Here is a 15,730-nt window from a genome sequence, read left to right on the forward strand (position 1 = left end):
GTTCGGGGTCAGAACCAAACCAAGTTCGGGGTCAGTGCCGACATTCGGACATTTTTGAACTTATTTATTGAAGTAGACTTCAACTAAAAGGTTCCTGGATGTCCGAATGTCGGCACTGACCCCGAAGTAGGTGCCACGAAGAGGCTCCTAAGTATCGTGCGCTGGTGGTTTCCGCTTAGACTGGGGTATTGGGAGGTCCGATGAAGAAAGCCGCTGGGTTGTTCCGCAGTCTGATGCGCACGTCGATCAAGTCTGCGCGCCAGGGCGTTGCCGTCAACAAGTTGATGACGGCAATGCTGACGCCGACAGTAAAGCCTGCGCCACCCAGGCGCAAGGTCCGCGCCAAGCCGGCGGCCTCCTTGGCCAAGCCCGTGCGTTCAACGGCCAGGCCGGCGCCGGCGCCCTCCAGCATTACTACCGCGCCCGGTAAGTGGCTGACCTCCCATGTCGAGGGCGCCAACGGCCATCGCATGAGCTTCTGGCTCTACCTGCCGCACAACATTCCCGATGAGGCCTCTACCCCGGGCCTGCCGCTGATTGTGATGCTGCACGGCTGCCAGCAGACCGCGACCCAGTTCGCCCAGGGCACCCGGATGAACCAGTGGGCCGAGCGCAAGGGCTACGCCGTGCTTTACCCGCAACAGCTGGTCAGTAACCAGGCCCAGCGCTGCTGGAAATGGTACGACCGCGCCACGCAGGAAGGCGGTGGCGACGTGCCCACCATCGTGGCCATGATCGACAAGGTGGCGGGCGCTTACGCGATCGACCGCGCGCGCGTGTACGTGGCCGGCATTTCAGCCGGCGCCGGCATGGCCAATATCGTGGCCCTCAATCATCCGCACCTGTTTGCTGCCGTGGGCCTGCATTCGGGCCCCGCATTCGGCGCCGGCCACAGCACGATGGGCGCACTGGGGGTAATGCAGCATGGCGCCGGCCTGCGCGCTGACCTCGCGGTGCAGGAAGTGCTGGCCCGCCACGGCCGCTTCCCCGGCATGCCGACGATCCTGATCGCGGGCGAGGGCGACAGCGTGGTGCGGCCTATCAACCTGGCCCAGCTGGCGCGCCAGGGCTTGGTCCTCAACGGCCTGGCGCCCGACGCCCCGGCCAAAATCACCCACAAGGCGCAAGGCAGCAACGCCCGCCACAACGCCCACCGCATCGACGATTTTTATGACGGCCGCAAACTGCTGCTGCGGGTGGCCCGCATCGACGCACTCGACCACGCCTGGAGCGGCGGCGACCCGGCCCTGAAATTCAACGCCAAGTCCGGCCCGGACGCCACCCGCATGATGCTGGAGTTTTTCGCGCGGCACCGGCGCGTTTGAAATTTACTGTCCGGCCGGCGGCTGCCACAATTCGACCTTGTTGCCCTCGGGGTCGATCACCCAGCCGAACTTGCCGTAGTCGGAATCGTCGGCCTTGTCGAGCACCTGGCAGCCTTCGTCGCGCAGCACGGCAAGCAGCGCATCGAGATCGTCCACCCGGTAGTTGACCATGAACGACGCCTTGCCCGGCGCAAACGGCGCGCCGTCCGCCGCATTGATCGACCAGATGGTGCTGCCGCCGGTCGGTTGTCCCGCGTCGTCGGTCCAGGTGAAGGCAGCGCCGCCCCAGGTCTGGACGTCGATGCCGAGGTGGCGCTGGTACCAGGCGCGCAAGGCGACCGGGTCTTTTGCGTGGAAGAAGATACCGCCGATGCCAGTAACGCGTTTCATGCCATCCTCCTGTGTCGTGATTACCTGGTCCAGCCGCCGTTGGCGGGCGGGCATTTGGTCGGCGTCCATGTTTTGCTGGTGCCGAATACCGCGTTAAAGTCGGCGGTGCGGCTCCGGTAGCACGTTGTATGCGGACCTTTTGTGATTCTAGTGTAGCCCACGCCGTCCGGCGCGGTGTAGCGGTGTATGGTTTCCGCGGTGTCCTTGCCCACGTACGCGCTGGCAATGCCGCGCGCCAGGCGCTCTTCCAGCGTCTCGGGCCGGTCGTCCGGTACACCCTTGGCCTTGCCGAGGATTTCCTTGTCGATGTGGGGCAAGTCGCGCCTGGCCTGGATGATGATGGTGTGCGCGCTGCGCTCGGTGGGCGCCTGGCTGATGGCAAACGGGTCCGGTACGCTGTTCACCGGCAGCGCCGAGGTTGTCGCGTTGGTGGGGACTGCTGGCGCTGGCTCCGGTGCGTTGTCTGCTGGCGCGATGCTGGCGGGCGCAGCCGAGGTGCGCCGCTGCGGCGCGGCGGCCACCGTCGGATTGCGAGACGGTGCGGTGGCCGCAGTGGGGGCGGGACGCGGCGCGGCTTTCGGCGGCGCCCCATGGGGGAGCAGCATCAGGATCGCGGAGCGCACGCCAACTGGCGCATGCGTCACCTCGCGCCCCGGCGCCAGGAACAGCCACAACGTCAGGCACTGGATCAGGATTGCCGCGCTGGCGCCCCAGGCCCGGCTGGACATTGCCTAGAGGAGCAGGAACGCGGCAGCAGCTACTGCGGTCGGCGCCAGCGCGCCCAGCAGCAGCCCCGCCATGCCGATCGACTCGTCGTTGAAGCCGCGCCGCAGCAGCGCCACGCCGGCCGGGTTGGGCGCGTTGGCGATCACGGTCAGGCCGCCGCCGGTCACGGCCCCGGCCATCAACATGTATTGCGCCTGCGGCGAGATGCCGTCGATCAGCGAGCCGAGGTAGGTGAGGGCGGCGTTGTCGGTAATTGCCGTCAAGGCCGTGGCGCCGAAGAACAGGGCCAGCGGCGACAGGCTCTCGACGATCGGTTGCAACCACCATTGCTGCATGCCGCCCAGCACCACCAGCCCGGCCAGGAAAAAGCCGACCAGCAGCGCTTCCTTGATGATCAGCGGCGACTGGTAGCGCTGGTACGCGGACGTAAAACCGAGAAACAGCATGAACAGGCCCAGGAACAGCACCGGGTGGTGGCCGAACACGACCACGCCGGCCAGGAAAGCCAGGTGGATCAGCGTGACTGCCAGCGGCACCGGCGGCGCTTTGTCGATAGTGGCGGTGGCCGTGATGCTGTCGTCATTGGCCGCCTTGCCGCGCAGGTGCGGGCGCAGCAGCATGCTCACCACGGTGGCGTTGATGACCACCGCGAGCGCGGCCTTCCAGCCGAAGGTGCTGGCCATGAAGGCGCTGTCCCACTGCCAGGTCGCAGCCACCATCAGTACCGGCGGCGCCGCGTACGACGTCAGGGTGCCGCCGATGGACACGTTGACGAACAACACGCCCAGCGCGGCGTACTTGAGCGGCTCTGGCATGCCACGGCGGAACACCAGCGGTGCGAGCATCAGCGCAGCCAGCGTCATCGCGGCCGGTTCCGTGATCAGCGAGCCGGTCAGCGGTACCAGCGCCAGGCCGAACCACGCCAGCGCCACTTCGGTGCGCACCGGCAGCTTGTGCGAGAGTGCCAGCAACAGCTGCTGGACGGCCTCGAGCACCGGGCGCGAGGCCGCCACCACCATCACCGTGAACACGAACAGCGGCTCGGTGTAGTGGCGCGATTCGGCATACGCGATGGCGGTCTGGCCGCCGTTGGTCAGCGCCATGAACACGATCAATATAAAGGCCCAGAAGCCGAACACGACTTCCACTTCGCCCAGCAAGTGGAACAGGCCGGCGTGGCGCGGATGGCGGTGCGCCAGCACCTCGAATGATTTGGCGGCAAAGGTGTGGAGCAGGGCCAGCGCGAACAGGATCGCGCCGATGAGTTCGATATTTTGCAAAAGAGAACCTTAGTTGTTGGTGATTAGTGGCGCCAGCGCTTGCCGCGCGGCGGCGGGACTCAGTGCGGTGGCGTCGAGCGTGCGCAGCGCTTGCGCGACCTGGTCGTGGCGCGTGGCGTCTGCAAGTGTGGCCTGGTTGGCGGCCAGCGCAGCCAGCAGTTGGGTAGTGATCAGGTCGAGTCTGGGACGGATCTCGGCGGCCAGGTCGGGGGCGTCGGCGAAGCGGCCGGCGTGCTGGGCGCTCCAGCGTGCATACAGCTCGCGCTGCACGGTTTTGGAGGCTTCGATCTGGGCGTGAAACACCGCTTCCACCCGGTCCGCCGGCAAACCGAGCGCGCGGCCTTGTTCGACGGCGGCGGCAATCACCATTGCCTCGCGCGGCAGGTCTTCGATCGGCGCCTGCTTGTTCCACTTGGCGCGCGCGACCGGTTCAGCCAGCAGCAGGCGCTGGTCGATGGCCTGGCGCAACGGCTCCAGCGTCCACGGGAACGCCAGCCAGTGTTCGACATCCCGTTGCAGCGCGCCGCTGGCGAGACGTTCCTGCAACCACTGGTCCACCAGCGTTTTGAAAGCCGGGTCGCGCGGCAGCAGCATGGCCTTGTCGGCGCTGTCGAACGGCGCCTCCGGGTGCACTGCACACAGTTCACGGTGCAGGCGTTGTTGCAGCCGGGTTTCCATGGCGTCGGTCATCATCAGGTCGGCCTTGCCGGCGACGATCTGACCGAAGATGGTCACATTGTCCGGGTAGACCGTCAGTTGTGCACGCGGCGCGTGGCTGCGGGCAAAGCGTTCATTGGTGCCGCCCGGGTTGACGATCAGGCGCACGTCCGGCTGGTTGATCTGCGCCAGCGTCTGGAAGCGTTGCTGATTTTCGCAGCGCGTGATCGGGGTTTTGCCGTCGCGCTGGTACGGGATCGAAAACAGGCCATGCTGCTGGCGCTCCGGCGTGATAGAAATGCCGCCCACGGCGATGTCGAACTTGTCGGCATTCCAGTCGGCCAGCAAAGCAGGCCAGCTGGTAGGGACGATGGTGAGCTTGACACCAAGACGCCTGGCCAGGCCGGCCGCCAGGTCGATATCGAGCCCGAGGTATGCACTGCTCTGGCCCAGTCGATACGTGTAGGGCTTGTAGTCGGAAGGCGTGCCCACGCGCAGTTCGCCGCTGGCGGTGATGCCGGCCAGCTGCTGCGCAGGTCCTGCCGATACAGCGCCGGTCGTGGCAGCCAGGAACAGGCAGAGCAGGAATTTTGGGGCGTGCTTCAAGGCGTGTCCGGAGGTTGGTATTTGGTTCAATTTTCCAACCGGTATGGTACCGCACTCGGTGCGCTGCGGGTGCGTCGCCCTCAATGAAAATCGCGCGACCGCGTGTCGAGCGCGCCCAGCAGGTGGGACAGATCCACCAGGCGCTTGGCGACCAGGTGGCGCACATTGTTTTCCGTCTGCCACACGCCATACACGCCCAGCAGTTGCGCGCCCATCACTTCGCGGCGCTGCTGTTCCACCAGGCTTTTCCAGCAGATCACGTTGACCGTGCCGGCCTCGTCTTCCAGTGTGATGAACACCACGCCCTTGGCCGTGCCGGGACGCTGGCGCACGGTGACGATGCCGCAACCGCGCGCCAGCTGACCGTTGGTAAAACCCATCAATACGTCCGACGGCGTAAAACGCATCTTGTACAGCCGTTCGCGCAGGAAAGAGACCGGGTGCCGGCCCAAGGTCAGGCCCAAATGGCGGTAGTCGGCCACCACGCTTTCGGCAGCCGAGGGTGCCTCGAGTTCGATGGCATCTTCGGTCACGGTGGCCGGGCGCAGCAGGCCCTTGTCCGGTACGCTGGAGGCGGCTTGCCACATGGCCTGGCGGCGGTGGCCGGCCAGCGAGGCGAGGGCGTTGGCGCTGGCCAAATGGGTCATCTGGCGCGCATCAAGGCCGGCGCGTGCGGCCAGGTCGGACGTGTCGGCAAACGGCGCCACCGCGCGCGCTTCCTCGATGCGCCAAGCCGCCTCCTTTTCCATGCCATCGACGTTGTTGAGGCCCAGGCGCACGGCCGGCATGCCGTTGGCGGCCGGTTCCAGCGCCGCTTCCCAGGTGCTGACCACCACATCGACCGCGTACACTTCGACGCCATGGCGGCGCGCATCCTGCACCAGCGCCGAGCGCGAGTAAAAACCCATCGGCTGCGAGTTGAGCAGGGCGGCCAGGAAGGCTGCCGGTTCGTGGCACTTGAGCCAGCTCGAGACGTAGGCCAGCAGCGCAAAGGACGATGCGTGCGATTCGGGAAAACCGTACTCGGCAAAACCCTTGATCTGGTTAAAGATGGTTTCGGCAAACTCGGGCGGGTAACCACGCGCGTCCATCCCAGCCTTGAGCTTGTCCTTGAATGGTTGCAAGCCACCCTTGCGTTTCCACGCTGCCATGGCCCGCCGCAACTGGTCCGCTTCGCCAGCCGTAAAACCGCCAGCGACGATGGCGATCTGCATCACCTGTTCCTGAAAAATCGGAATGCCGAGGGTTCTCTCTAGCACGCCCTTGATTTCGTCGTTATGGTACGACACCGGCTCGATACCTTGGCGGCGCCGCAGATACGGGTGGATCATCTCGCCCTGGATCGGCCCCGGCCGCACGATCGCCACTTCGATCACCAGGTCGTAAAAAGTTTGCGGCCGCAGGCGCGGCAGCATCGACATCTGCGCGCGCGATTCGATCTGGAATACGCCGATGGTATCGGCCTGGCAGATCATCTCGTAGGTGGCCGGGTCTTCGGCCGGGATGTCGCCCATCTCGAAACGCTGGCCGCGTCGCTCGGACACGAGATCGAGCGTGCGGCGGATGCAGCTGAGCATGCCCAGCGCCAGCAAGTCCACTTTCATCAGGCCGACCGCATCGAGATCGTCCTTGTCCCATTGCACGATGCTGCGGTCTGCCATGGCGGCGTTTTCGATCGGCACCAGCCGGCACAGCTTGGTGTGCGAGATGACGAAGCCGCCCGGGTGCTGGCTCAGGTGGCGCGGGAAGTGCATCAGCAGGTCGGCCAGGTAGTTCCATTTTTCCACGACCGGCGAGCTGGTATCGAAGCCGCAGTCGAGCAGGCGCTGTTCGAGGTCGGCACGGCCGCCCCAGCTGTGCGAGGCCTTGGCTACCTTGTCCACCACCGTCAGATCGACGCCAAGCGCCTTGCCCACGTCGCGCAGCACGCTTTTCGGCCGGTAGGAAATGACCACGGCGGTGAGCGCGGCGCGCATGCGGCCGTACTTGTTGTACACGTATTGCAGCACTTCTTCGCGGCGCTGGTGTTCGAAGTCGATATCGATGTCGGGCGGCTCGTTGCGCTCTTTCGACAAAAAGCGTTCGAACAGCAGCGTGTTGCGCGACGGATCGACCTCGGTCACGCCAAGGCAATAACACACGGCCGAGTTGGCGGCCGAGCCGCGCCCCTGGCACAGGATCTGCTGCCCACGGGCAAAGCGCACGATGTCGTACACGGTCAAAAAATAGGCTTCGTATTGCAGGTCGGCGATGATGTCGAGCTCGCGCTCTAACGATGCCTGCACATTGGCGGGGATGCCGTGCGGGTAGCGCCAATGGGCGCCGATATAAGTCTCCTTGCGCAGGTAGCTGGTGGGCGTTTCGCCGTCGGGCACCAGCTCGTGCGGGTATTCGTAGCGCAGCTCGTCGAGCGAGAATGCGCACAGCCGCGCCAGCCGCACGGTTTCGTCGAGCGCCGCGCGCGGATACAGGTTGCCGAGGCGCACGCGCGAGCGCAGGTGTTGCTCGGCATTGGGTGCGAGTTTGTAGCCGCACTGCGCCACCGGGATGCCGTGGCGGATCGCGGTCATGGTGTCCTGCAAGGGCTTGTACGAGCGCAGGTGCATGCAGACGTCGCCGGTGGCCACTACCGGAATGGCGAATTCTTCGGAAATGCCCTCGATCATGCGCCGGTGCAGCGCGTCGCGCGCGCGGTGGTGCAAGGTGAGCGCGATGCGCACCCGACCCGGGGCGTTGTGCAGCAGCCATTGGGCGTGCCGCTCCACCTCCTCGTATGGAGCGCAGTAGCGCGGCGCCAGGATGAACTGGCAGTCGGGCAAGCCGCGCAAATGCACGAGGTCGCCAACGGGCTGGGCGATGTCGCGCGGGCGCACCAGGTACGTGCCCTTGTCGGCGCGCATGCGGCCCACGGTGATCAGCTCGCTCAGGTTGCCGTAGCCGTTCTTGTTGGTGGCGATGATGATCAGGTTGAACGGCGGGCTGCCGTCTTCGGGCGTGATCGCCATCTGGCTGCCGATCAGCAGGTGCAGGCCGCATTCCTTGGCCGCCACGTGGGCACGCACCACGCCGGCCAGGCTGCATTCGTCGGTGATGGCGATCGCGCTGTAGCCAAGCTGGTGGGCGCGCTGCACCAGCTGCTCGGGCGGCGAGGCGCCGCGCAGGAAACTGAAATTGCTGAACACTTGCAGCTCCGCGTAATCGGGCAAGCCGATCGCGGGAACGCCGCCGGCGGGCAACCCAGCAGGCAAACCAGCAGGCCAACCAGCAGGCGAACCAGCAGGCGAACGGCCGGGCAGGCCACCGGGAAAATCACCGGGTAGACCGCCAGCAGGCGGGCCATTGCCTGGTGCTGGCGGCTCAGGTGGCTCAGGCGGCACCGGTGGCACGGGAGGAGTGGGTGGCGTGCTCATGCTCAGGCGTACAGTCCATGCAAAAACCAGCGCGCATCGGTGGTGCGTTCGAGGTAGATCCAGTAGCAGCTGGCGTCGCTGCCCTGGGCCACGAAGTAGTCGCGGGCGGCGGTTTGATCGTTCCACCAGCCCGCTTCCAGCCGCTCGGGGCCGGAAAGGATTTTGAGGGCGCTGCCGTAAAACGGCCGGTTGTCGCGCATCAGCAGCGCAATCGGCTTGGGCAGCAGCCAGAAGGGCCGGCCGTCGAATACTTCGTCAAGCTGCGCCTTGGGTCGCCTGGTCGCCGCCGGCAGCCAGGTGTTGCAGATTTCGGGGCGGTAGTCGTCCACGCTGGCGGGGGTGAGCACGTTGTCGGCGCCCAGGCGCGCGGTCAGCAGTTCCAATAGCCGGTGGTAGTCCTGTGGCGTGCCGCCCGGCTCGGGAAACAGCGAGGCGTTCGGTGGCAGCATGGCTTCGATCTTGACGGCTTCGAGCCGCAGCGCGATCACCGGCGCATGCAGTTCCAGCTTGCCCAGGCGCTCCTTGAGCAGGCGGACCAGGTGCGACTCGTGCCATGCCGGTTCGGCCAGCATGATCTCGAGCGTGGTGGGCGCCACCGCCGAGCGCCCCCGTTCATGTTCGAGGTAGAGCGTGAACGCGCGCACGGCCTGCTGCATGGCGGTGAGCCAGCCCACCAGTTGCAGGATCAGGCTCGAGGCGCCGTGCAGCAAGGCGTCTGCATGTTCCACCCGTTCGAAGGTTTCGATGCGGGCGGAAAATTGCAACGGTGGCTTGATCCATTCGAACATTTCCGGCGCCTCGCCGTAAGCGCGGTCGAGCGTGGCCAACAAATGCTTGTCGGTGCGCCGCAGCAGCCCGGCGCGCGGCAACCGGCGCAGGGCGCCGAGGTCGCGCGCACCGATGTCGGTAAGCCAGCCGTGGAACGGTACGGCGGCCGGGATCAGCTCGCACGGCAGCTGGTTGAGCCGCTGTTGCAGGCGTTCCATCGACGCCACCCGGCGGCCCTTCGGCTGGTCCTTGCGCGGTGCGTTGCGCGCCAGCAGCCATGCGCCCTCGGCCGTGGGGGCGGCGCCCAGCTGCAGGGTAAAGCCGAGCGCGGCCACGCTACGCAGCACGCGCAGGCACAGCGCGTGCGGTCCCTTGAACAGGGTGAGGCTGGCGCTCACGTCCAGCAGCAGCGACCAGTCGGGTTGATACGTGATGTCGGGCGTGTATTGCATCAGCGCGGTGGCAATCGCTTCGAGCGCCTGGTCTTCCTTGTCGGCCGCGCGTTCGAGCACGGTGGTATCGGGCGCAATGGCTGCCACGCCGCCGCCGCGCATCCCCAGGCGCACGCCGGCCTGCGCGGCCTGGCGCGACATGGCCAGCACCAGCCCGTGCTCGACGACGACCATGGGCGCCGGCTCAGACCAGCACGGTCGTTGCGCTTCGAGCGGCAACAACGGCAGGTGGACGCTTAACATCAGTTTCATGATCGTGGGGGGCAGGTTGCAGGGGGATATGCAGCGGTACCGGCATATCACCGAGGGGAATGAAAAAAGGTTGCTCGCAATGGGGCCCCTTGCGCTTGATGATGTCCACCGAGACACCGCCAGCGGCCGGGCGCAAGGTCATGCGCAGCGGCGACGGCGAAGCGTCGGCTGCCGCCGCGATGGGCCGTAGCAGCCACAGCCAGGTATCGGTGCTTTGCGCGGCCAGGTTGAGCCGGCGCAGCGCTTCGGGCCGCACATTGGCCTGCCAGAGCAGCACCGCACCGCACGAGCCGTTCTTGAGGATTTGCTCGGCCGCCCACAGCGCATCGGCACTGCTGGCAGGTTTAAGCCACAGCAGGTTGCGGTCATTGACTTGCCAGGCCCGGCATGCCATGGCGTGCGGCAAATAAGGCGGCTGCACCAGCGCCACGCGCTGGCGCGCGGCCAGGCTGGCCAGCACGGGTTTTAATAATTGCATTTCGCCGATGCCGTGTTGCTGCACCAGCAGCTCGATCAGCGCCGAGCGTGGCCAGCCCTGATTGGGCAGTTCGCTATCGAGCCGGTCGTGCCCGGTGCTGCAGGTGGTGGAGCGCGAAATGGCCAACTCGCTGGCCCGCCACACATCGCGCATGGCCAGGCGGCCAGCCTGCGCGGCTGCGGTGGTGATGGGGAGTGGTGGCGTAAGCATGGTTGTTATTAGATTGATACTGTATGTATGTACAGTATAATCCCCGCTGCCGCTCAGATGCAAGATTGATTTATTTGTCGTGCGGATATACTTGATGTTGAACGATTAGCGCTTGAAAAAGCGCGGATCGTAGATCCAGCGCTTGATGGTTGTTGCTGTTATCGCGGCGGTGTCGGGATGTTGCGGATTGATCAGCACATTGTCTTCATCCGGCACGATGACCGATGGCACACGTAGCAGTGCACTGGCACCGGAGGCGATCCAGGCATCGCCTGCTGCGATGGAACTCAGGCCGGCGGGGACGGCGTCCCAGCCACCGGGCAATGGTGCGAGTACTTGGCAGGTGGCCCATACCTTATCGGGAATTTCGATGCGCACCAGGTAGCGGTTGAATGGCCCACGACCCTTAAGGTAATGCAACGTCTCCAGCGCTGCCAGCGCGATATTGACGGCGCAGTACACAACGGGTGTGCCCCCACTGTTCCAGCGCCCACCGGTCAGCCTGGCCCCCATGCCACTTAAATCGTTGGCGGCATAGGCGGGTGCTTCCATCGCAATACGCCACACCACTGCAGTCATGCGTAAGCTCCGCTTTGTATCATGGCCAACAAATTTGCCACCAGCTTTTGGCCCTCGAAGGTATCCAGATAACTGGCCGGGGTTTCCCCGCCAAGCGCTGGCAACGGTTCGGTAAGCCATTCGGAAACCCAGCGCGCCGCATCAAAACCGGTGGGGTCGCCCGACTCTTCGACCATGGTTTGCACCATGGCGATCAGATTTTCCACGCCCAGCACCCGTTCCGATTCGTCACTGGACAGCACGATGGCATCTTTTTCCTTGCGGCTGATGGTGGCACGCGACAGGCCCAGGCTGTTGAGCAAAATTTCCTTGCTCATCCCCATGCGCGCAGACAGGCTGGTAATCGTCGATGCCGGTATGCCTTGCCGTATCAAGGCAATCCGGCCTTGCGGACTAAGATTGAAAAGTGGGATGCCATCAACCGGAGCCGACTTGGCTGGACTGCGGCCAGCCTTGCGAATCTTGATGGCGGCGGGGCCGGAAATCGTGCCCGACTTTTTCACGAGATTGGACATGGTTGCCTCCTTTGAGTCGGCAGGTTAGCTCAAAGAAGACATTTTGCAAGTCATTTGTGCTGGCAGCTTGCACGCGCTTGACTTGTCCCGCCGCCACTTATGCGTCAGAGTACGCTTCATCGAAATTGCAGGAGTTTGCATGCGTTCTCAACGACAAGAATTTATCTCCAACGGCCACAAGTTGGCTGCCAAGCTCGACGCCCCCGACGCCGAGATCCGCGCCTACGCGCTGTTTGCCCATTGCTTTACGTGTGGCAAGGATGCGATCGGCGCGCACCGGATGGCGCACGCGCTCGCTGCGCATGGCATCGCCGTGCTGCGGTTCGATTTCACCGGCCTCGGTGGCAGCGAGGGCGATTTTGCCGACACCAATTTTTCCTCGAACGTGGCCGACCTGGTGGCTGCTGCCGATTTTTTGCGCACGCACCATGCGGCGCCGCAGTTGTTGATCGGCCATAGCCTGGGCGGCACGGCCATGCTGGCGGCGGCCGAGCAGATTGCTGAAGCGACGGCGGTGGTGACGATCGGTTCGCCCAGCGATCCGACCCATATGCCCAGCCTGTTCGGCAGCAAGTACCTGGAACTGATACGGCAGGAGGGGGAGGCCATGGTGCCGCTGGCCGGACGGCCGTTCCGCATCAAGCGCCAGTTTTTCGACGATGCCGAAGGGTATGTGTTGAAACCGAAGATTGCGGGCTTGAAGCGCGCTTTGCTGGTGATGCATGCCCCCGGCGACGATACCGTGCCGGTGGCCAATGCGATGGAAATCGTCACCGCCGCCAGGCACCCGAAAAGTTTCGTCTCACTCGATACCGCCGACCATTTGCTGACCCGGCGCGAGGATGCGGTGTACGTGGCGGACTTGATCGCGGCGTGGAGCCGCCGCTACCTGGCATAAGCTGAAAGCCGTCATTGCGGCCTGCGCCGCAATGACGGCTTTCAGCCAGCCATTGAGAACTACTCGTCGCCAAATTCCTCGGCCAAATCCTTCCAGCCCTTGCCAGCGGCAAAGGTGTTGAACTCGTCCGGGGCTTCCAGCACCAGCAGTTTGCCTTCCTGCAGCACCGGGTCGCCGGCGGTGAGGGCCGGGCCCTTGTAGCCCACCGTGCGCAGTTGCGCCACCACGGCGTCGATCAGGGACTTGTCCTTGTGCAGGCCGCTGACCGAACCGGCAAAGTCCACGTACACGTCGATCGCGCCATAACCTTCATCGAAGATACGGATCGCCTTGGCGTCGTGGGCACGGCCGGCGCCGTCGGTGGCCTTGAAGGGGCCGCTCAATTGGATATCAGTGTTATTGCTCATGGTGTCCTCAGGTTTGGGCGTTGAGCCATCTTACTTCAACGGCTGCAGAATTGCTTCCAGGCGGTCAGGCGTACCCTTGATCCGTTCCAGGCGCGGGTACTTCAAACCGTCGTGGTAATCGATCGCATAGGTGGTGTACAGGTTGCCCTTTTTCACCAGCAGCTGGATCGGCTCCTTGCTGTCCTTGGCGGCCGTGATCGCCGCGCGCAGCACCTCGGGCTTGTACGCGCGGCCATTGACCGCCAGCAAGGTCGAGTTGCCCGACAGGCCGGCCTTGAAGGCTATGCCTTCCCAGATGAACGATTCGAGCTTGCCTTCGGCGCCCACCGAGAAGCCGAGCGAGTACTGGAAGTTGGCCGACTTGCTCAGGTCTTCCTGGGCTTTCAGGAATGGCGTCTGCTTGTCGGTATAGACCAGTTTCCAGCCGGCGCGCGTGAGGCCGTCGAGCGGCGCGCCCGGACCGTGGCTTTCCACGCGGCTGCGCAGGAAGGTGGCCCAGTCGTGCGGTTGCACGGCGTTCAGGGCGGCCACCACGTCGTCGAACGTGTAGTGCTTGGCGACGTTGACACCGTCATCGACGCCGAAGAAGCCGCGCGCGAAATCGTTGAGCGAGCGCTTGCCGCCCGACAGTTCGCGGATCAGGGTGTCGGCGTCCAGCCAGATCAGCTGGCCTTCCTGGTAGTAGTCTTCGCCGCGCTGCCAGTTGTTCCACACTTGCGGACGGCGGGCATTGATGATCGGATCGTACGTGGTGTCCTGCACCGCGCGCCAGGTGCGGCCACGCACGTTGTCGAGGCGGGCGGCCGATGCGGCCAGCAGGTCGCGCGTGTTTTCCGGCTTGATCAGGCCCGAGCGGGCCGCAAGGACGGCGCCCCAGTACTGGGTTTGCCCCTCGTATACCCACAGCAGCGAGTTGTCGAGCGGGGTGTTGAAGTTGGGCACATCCTGGCCGGCCGGGCGGCGGAATTTACCGTTCCACGAGTGGGCAAATTCATGCGGCAGCAGTTCCCGGCGCGCTTCCCACTTGTTCCAGTCGGTGAAGTAGCCGGCCTTGACGCCGTTCTCGCTCGACTGGTGGTGCTCGCGGCCGATGCCGCCGAATTCGTCGCTGATGGCAAACAGGAAATCGTAGTGCTTGTAGTGTTTCGAGTTAAACAGTTTATACGATTGCTGGATCAGTGCGCGGTGCGGGGCGATCTGTTCCGGCGTTGCTTCGAGCTGTTCCGGGCTGTCGGCCACCACGTTCAAATGTACCGGGATTTTCGCGCCCGGGTCGAGGTCGATGCGGCGGAAATAGCGGCCCGCGAACAGCGGCGAATCGAGGAAGGTTTCGAAGTCGAGCGGCTTGAAGGCGATCTCGTCGCCGTTGCGCGCGGCCGTTTCCAGCGCGGTGCCGAACTGCCAGCCCGGTGGCACGGTCAGGTTGGGCTGGATCGTGATATTGCGGCTGCGGTAGCCGGCCGGGTAGATTGCCAGCGACTGCCACTGCACGCCGAGGATGTCGTTGGTAAACGTGGTGCGGCCCTGGCTCGCTTCCACCGGCGACAGGTACTGGAATTCGATGTCGATGGCATTGGCGTCGGCCGGCACGTCAACCGTGAAGGCCCAGACGTTGAGCGGGTCGCGGCGCCAGTCGAGCGGCTTGCCGTTCGCGCTCGCTTTGAGACCGGCAAACTGGTTCAGGGCGCCGCTGGGGCCGTGGTTGGCCACCACCCATTGCGGGTACAGCAAGGTCAGCTTGCCGGGCTTGGCCGGAATGGTCTGGCGCACGCGGAAGATCTGTTGTGCCGTATTGGAGGCGTCCACTTTGAGGACGATGGTGCCCGGGTAAGGCTGTTCGGAAATCGTCTCTGCCTGGGCGCCGGTGGTAACGGCTGTAGTGGCGAGCAGGACGGCAAATGCGGCACGGGTGAAAGGCATGAAGGACTCGGATCGTGATTGAACAAGAGAAAGAGTTTAGCACGCAGGGGCAGTCGGAAAAAACCGCAAAAAAAATCGCAAAAAAACCCCTTGAAAGGCTCGGACCACCACCCTATATCGGACTCAGTGGTTGCCCAGCAGGGGACCACCGGCCCCGAGGAACGCTTCCGAAGGGGATTACATTTATCGCTTAACTTGAAAAGGATATCTATCATGCGTACTTTTGACCTGACTCCACTGTACCGTTCCGCCATCGGCTTCGACCGCCTGGCCCAGATGCTCAACGATGCCCAGCGCGCCGATTCGTCGCCCAGCTATCCTCCTTACAATATCGAACTCGTGTCCGATGACCAGTACCGCATCGTGATGGCGCTGGCCGGCTTCAGCCGCGACGAGATCGACATCACCTTCGAGCGCGATTCGCTGCACGTCGTCGGCCGCAAGCAGAAGGACGCCACCGAGCGCACCTACCTGCACCGTGGCATCGCTGCGCGTGACTTCGAACAGCGCTTCCAGCTGGCCACCCACGTCAAGGTGACCGGCGCCAGCTTCGACAACGGCATGCTCACCATCGAACTGGTGCGCGAGGTGCCCGAAGCGCTCAAGCCACGCAAGATCGTCATTGACGGTCAAGGCGGCAGCGAGAACGTGACCGCCCTGGAGCAGCGCCAGGCCGCGTAATCGCCCTCTAGCGGTATGACCCTCACAACTGGCCGGACTTTCCGGCCAGTTGTTCGTCCATCGTCTGCTTTGACCAACACCATTGTAAGCATATGTTTCCGTGGAAATTTCATTAAGTAGGGTCTAAGTTTTTTGCCTCATATTGAATACATCTAAAATCCTAGTTCAATTCAGGA

General features: G+C 64.3%; 14 protein-coding genes and 1 pseudogene. 3 read left to right on the plus strand and 12 right to left on the minus strand.

The window, feature by feature from the left end; genetic code table 11:
- Positions 1-200: 200 nt before the first annotated feature.
- Positions 201-1,325, plus strand: coding sequence for an extracellular catalytic domain type 1 short-chain-length polyhydroxyalkanoate depolymerase (locus tag SR858_RS05315; RefSeq protein WP_154819967.1), 1,125 nt, complete (start codon positions 201-203; stop codon positions 1,323-1,325).
- Positions 1,326-1,328: 3 nt separating this feature from the next.
- Here SR858_RS05315 and SR858_RS05320 read toward each other — a convergent pair whose 3' ends face one another.
- From SR858_RS05320 to parS, 10 genes and pseudogenes are all read right to left on the minus strand, one after another.
- On the minus strand, positions 1,329-1,715 hold the full coding sequence (locus SR858_RS05320; protein ID WP_019922769.1) for a VOC family protein: 387 nt from the start codon (positions 1,713-1,715) through the stop codon (positions 1,329-1,331).
- A gap of 20 nt (positions 1,716-1,735) precedes the next feature.
- Positions 1,736-2,443: a hypothetical protein gene (locus SR858_RS05325; protein WP_026637445.1), complete on the minus strand. Its 708-nt coding sequence runs from the start codon at positions 2,441-2,443 to the stop codon at positions 1,736-1,738.
- 3 nt (positions 2,444-2,446) lie between these two features.
- The gene (locus tag SR858_RS05330) at positions 2,447-3,721 is read right to left on the minus strand and encodes a putative Na+/H+ antiporter (RefSeq protein WP_019922768.1); all 1,275 of its coding nucleotides are present in this window, start codon (positions 3,719-3,721) and stop codon (positions 2,447-2,449) included.
- Positions 3,722-3,730: 9 nt separating this feature from the next.
- Positions 3,731-4,189: a gamma subclass chorismate mutase AroQ gene (aroQ, locus tag SR858_RS27725; RefSeq protein WP_407654706.1), complete on the minus strand. Its 459-nt coding sequence runs from the start codon at positions 4,187-4,189 to the stop codon at positions 3,731-3,733.
- A gap of 24 nt (positions 4,190-4,213) precedes the next feature.
- Positions 4,214-4,984: pseudogene (locus tag SR858_RS27730) on the minus strand (transporter substrate-binding domain-containing protein); the annotation flags it as partial.
- A gap of 80 nt (positions 4,985-5,064) precedes the next feature.
- On the minus strand, positions 5,065-8,220 hold the full coding sequence (locus SR858_RS05340; RefSeq protein ID WP_019922766.1) for an error-prone DNA polymerase: 3,156 nt from the start codon (positions 8,218-8,220) through the stop codon (positions 5,065-5,067).
- A gap of 176 nt (positions 8,221-8,396) precedes the next feature.
- Positions 8,397-9,866 (minus strand): Y-family DNA polymerase, encoded by a 1,470-nt coding sequence (locus tag SR858_RS05345; RefSeq protein WP_154819966.1) that lies wholly within the window; start codon positions 9,864-9,866, stop codon positions 8,397-8,399.
- Positions 9,799-10,554, minus strand: a complete 756-nt coding sequence (gene imuA / locus SR858_RS05350) for a translesion DNA synthesis-associated protein ImuA (RefSeq protein WP_019922764.1) — start codon at positions 10,552-10,554, stop codon at positions 9,799-9,801. Before imuA ends, SR858_RS05345 begins: the two co-directional genes overlap by 68 nt.
- A 105-nt stretch (positions 10,555-10,659) precedes the next feature.
- Complete coding sequence (locus SR858_RS05355) at positions 10,660-11,133, minus strand: RES family NAD+ phosphorylase (RefSeq protein WP_026637444.1); 474 nt, start codon at positions 11,131-11,133, stop codon at positions 10,660-10,662.
- On the minus strand, positions 11,130-11,648 hold the full coding sequence (parS, locus tag SR858_RS05360) for a type II RES/Xre toxin-antitoxin system antitoxin (RefSeq protein WP_322534497.1): 519 nt from the start codon (positions 11,646-11,648) through the stop codon (positions 11,130-11,132). Before parS ends, SR858_RS05355 begins: the two co-directional genes overlap by 4 nt.
- A 139-nt stretch (positions 11,649-11,787) precedes the next feature.
- On the opposite strand from parS, the gene SR858_RS05365 reads away from it, so the two are divergent.
- Entirely contained in the window at positions 11,788-12,546 is a 759-nt protein-coding gene (locus tag SR858_RS05365; RefSeq protein WP_019922760.1) for an alpha/beta hydrolase family protein, read from the plus strand.
- A gap of 59 nt (positions 12,547-12,605) precedes the next feature.
- On the opposite strand, the gene SR858_RS05370 is transcribed toward SR858_RS05365, so the two are convergent.
- Together SR858_RS05370 and SR858_RS05375 are read right to left on the minus strand one after the other, a co-directional pair.
- The gene (locus SR858_RS05370) at positions 12,606-12,953 is read right to left on the minus strand and encodes a hypothetical protein (protein WP_019922759.1); all 348 of its coding nucleotides are present in this window, start codon (positions 12,951-12,953) and stop codon (positions 12,606-12,608) included.
- 30 nt (positions 12,954-12,983) lie between these two features.
- Positions 12,984-14,873: a M61 family metallopeptidase gene (locus SR858_RS05375; RefSeq protein ID WP_019922758.1), complete on the minus strand. Its 1,890-nt coding sequence runs from the start codon at positions 14,871-14,873 to the stop codon at positions 12,984-12,986.
- Between the two features lie 213 nt (positions 14,874-15,086).
- Between SR858_RS05375 and SR858_RS05380 the strand changes: the two genes are divergently transcribed.
- The gene (locus SR858_RS05380; protein WP_019922757.1) at positions 15,087-15,554 is read left to right on the plus strand and encodes an Hsp20 family protein; all 468 of its coding nucleotides are present in this window, start codon (positions 15,087-15,089) and stop codon (positions 15,552-15,554) included.
- The last annotated feature ends 176 nt before the right edge of the window (positions 15,555-15,730 follow it).

Origin of the sequence: Duganella zoogloeoides (assembly GCF_034479515.1) — a bacterium.
GTDB lineage: Bacteria > Pseudomonadota > Gammaproteobacteria > Burkholderiales > Burkholderiaceae_D > Rugamonas > Rugamonas zoogloeoides.

Excerpts from the sequence above, each read along its gene's own strand:
- SR858_RS05365 (WP_019922760.1), top strand. The coding sequence starts at position 11,788 with ATGCGTTCTCAACGACAAGAATTTATCTCCAACGGCCACAAGTTGGCT.
- SR858_RS05320 (WP_019922769.1), bottom strand. The coding sequence starts at position 1,715 with ATGAAACGCGTTACTGGCATCGGCGGTATCTTCTTCCACGCAAAAGAC.
- SR858_RS05355 (WP_026637444.1), bottom strand. The coding sequence starts at position 11,133 with ATGACTGCAGTGGTGTGGCGTATTGCGATGGAAGCACCCGCCTATGCC.
- SR858_RS05345 (WP_154819966.1), bottom strand. The coding sequence starts at position 9,866 with ATGAAACTGATGTTAAGCGTCCACCTGCCGTTGTTGCCGCTCGAAGCG.
- parS (WP_322534497.1), bottom strand. The coding sequence starts at position 11,648 with ATGTCCAATCTCGTGAAAAAGTCGGGCACGATTTCCGGCCCCGCCGCC.
- SR858_RS05375 (WP_019922758.1), bottom strand. The coding sequence starts at position 14,873 with ATGCCTTTCACCCGTGCCGCATTTGCCGTCCTGCTCGCCACTACAGCC.
- SR858_RS05315 (WP_154819967.1), top strand. The coding sequence starts at position 201 with ATGAAGAAAGCCGCTGGGTTGTTCCGCAGTCTGATGCGCACGTCGATC.
- SR858_RS05370 (WP_019922759.1), bottom strand. The coding sequence starts at position 12,953 with ATGAGCAATAACACTGATATCCAATTGAGCGGCCCCTTCAAGGCCACC.
- SR858_RS05325 (WP_026637445.1), bottom strand. The coding sequence starts at position 2,443 with ATGTCCAGCCGGGCCTGGGGCGCCAGCGCGGCAATCCTGATCCAGTGC.
- imuA (WP_019922764.1), bottom strand. The coding sequence starts at position 10,554 with ATGCTTACGCCACCACTCCCCATCACCACCGCAGCCGCGCAGGCTGGC.
- SR858_RS05380 (WP_019922757.1), top strand. The coding sequence starts at position 15,087 with ATGCGTACTTTTGACCTGACTCCACTGTACCGTTCCGCCATCGGCTTC.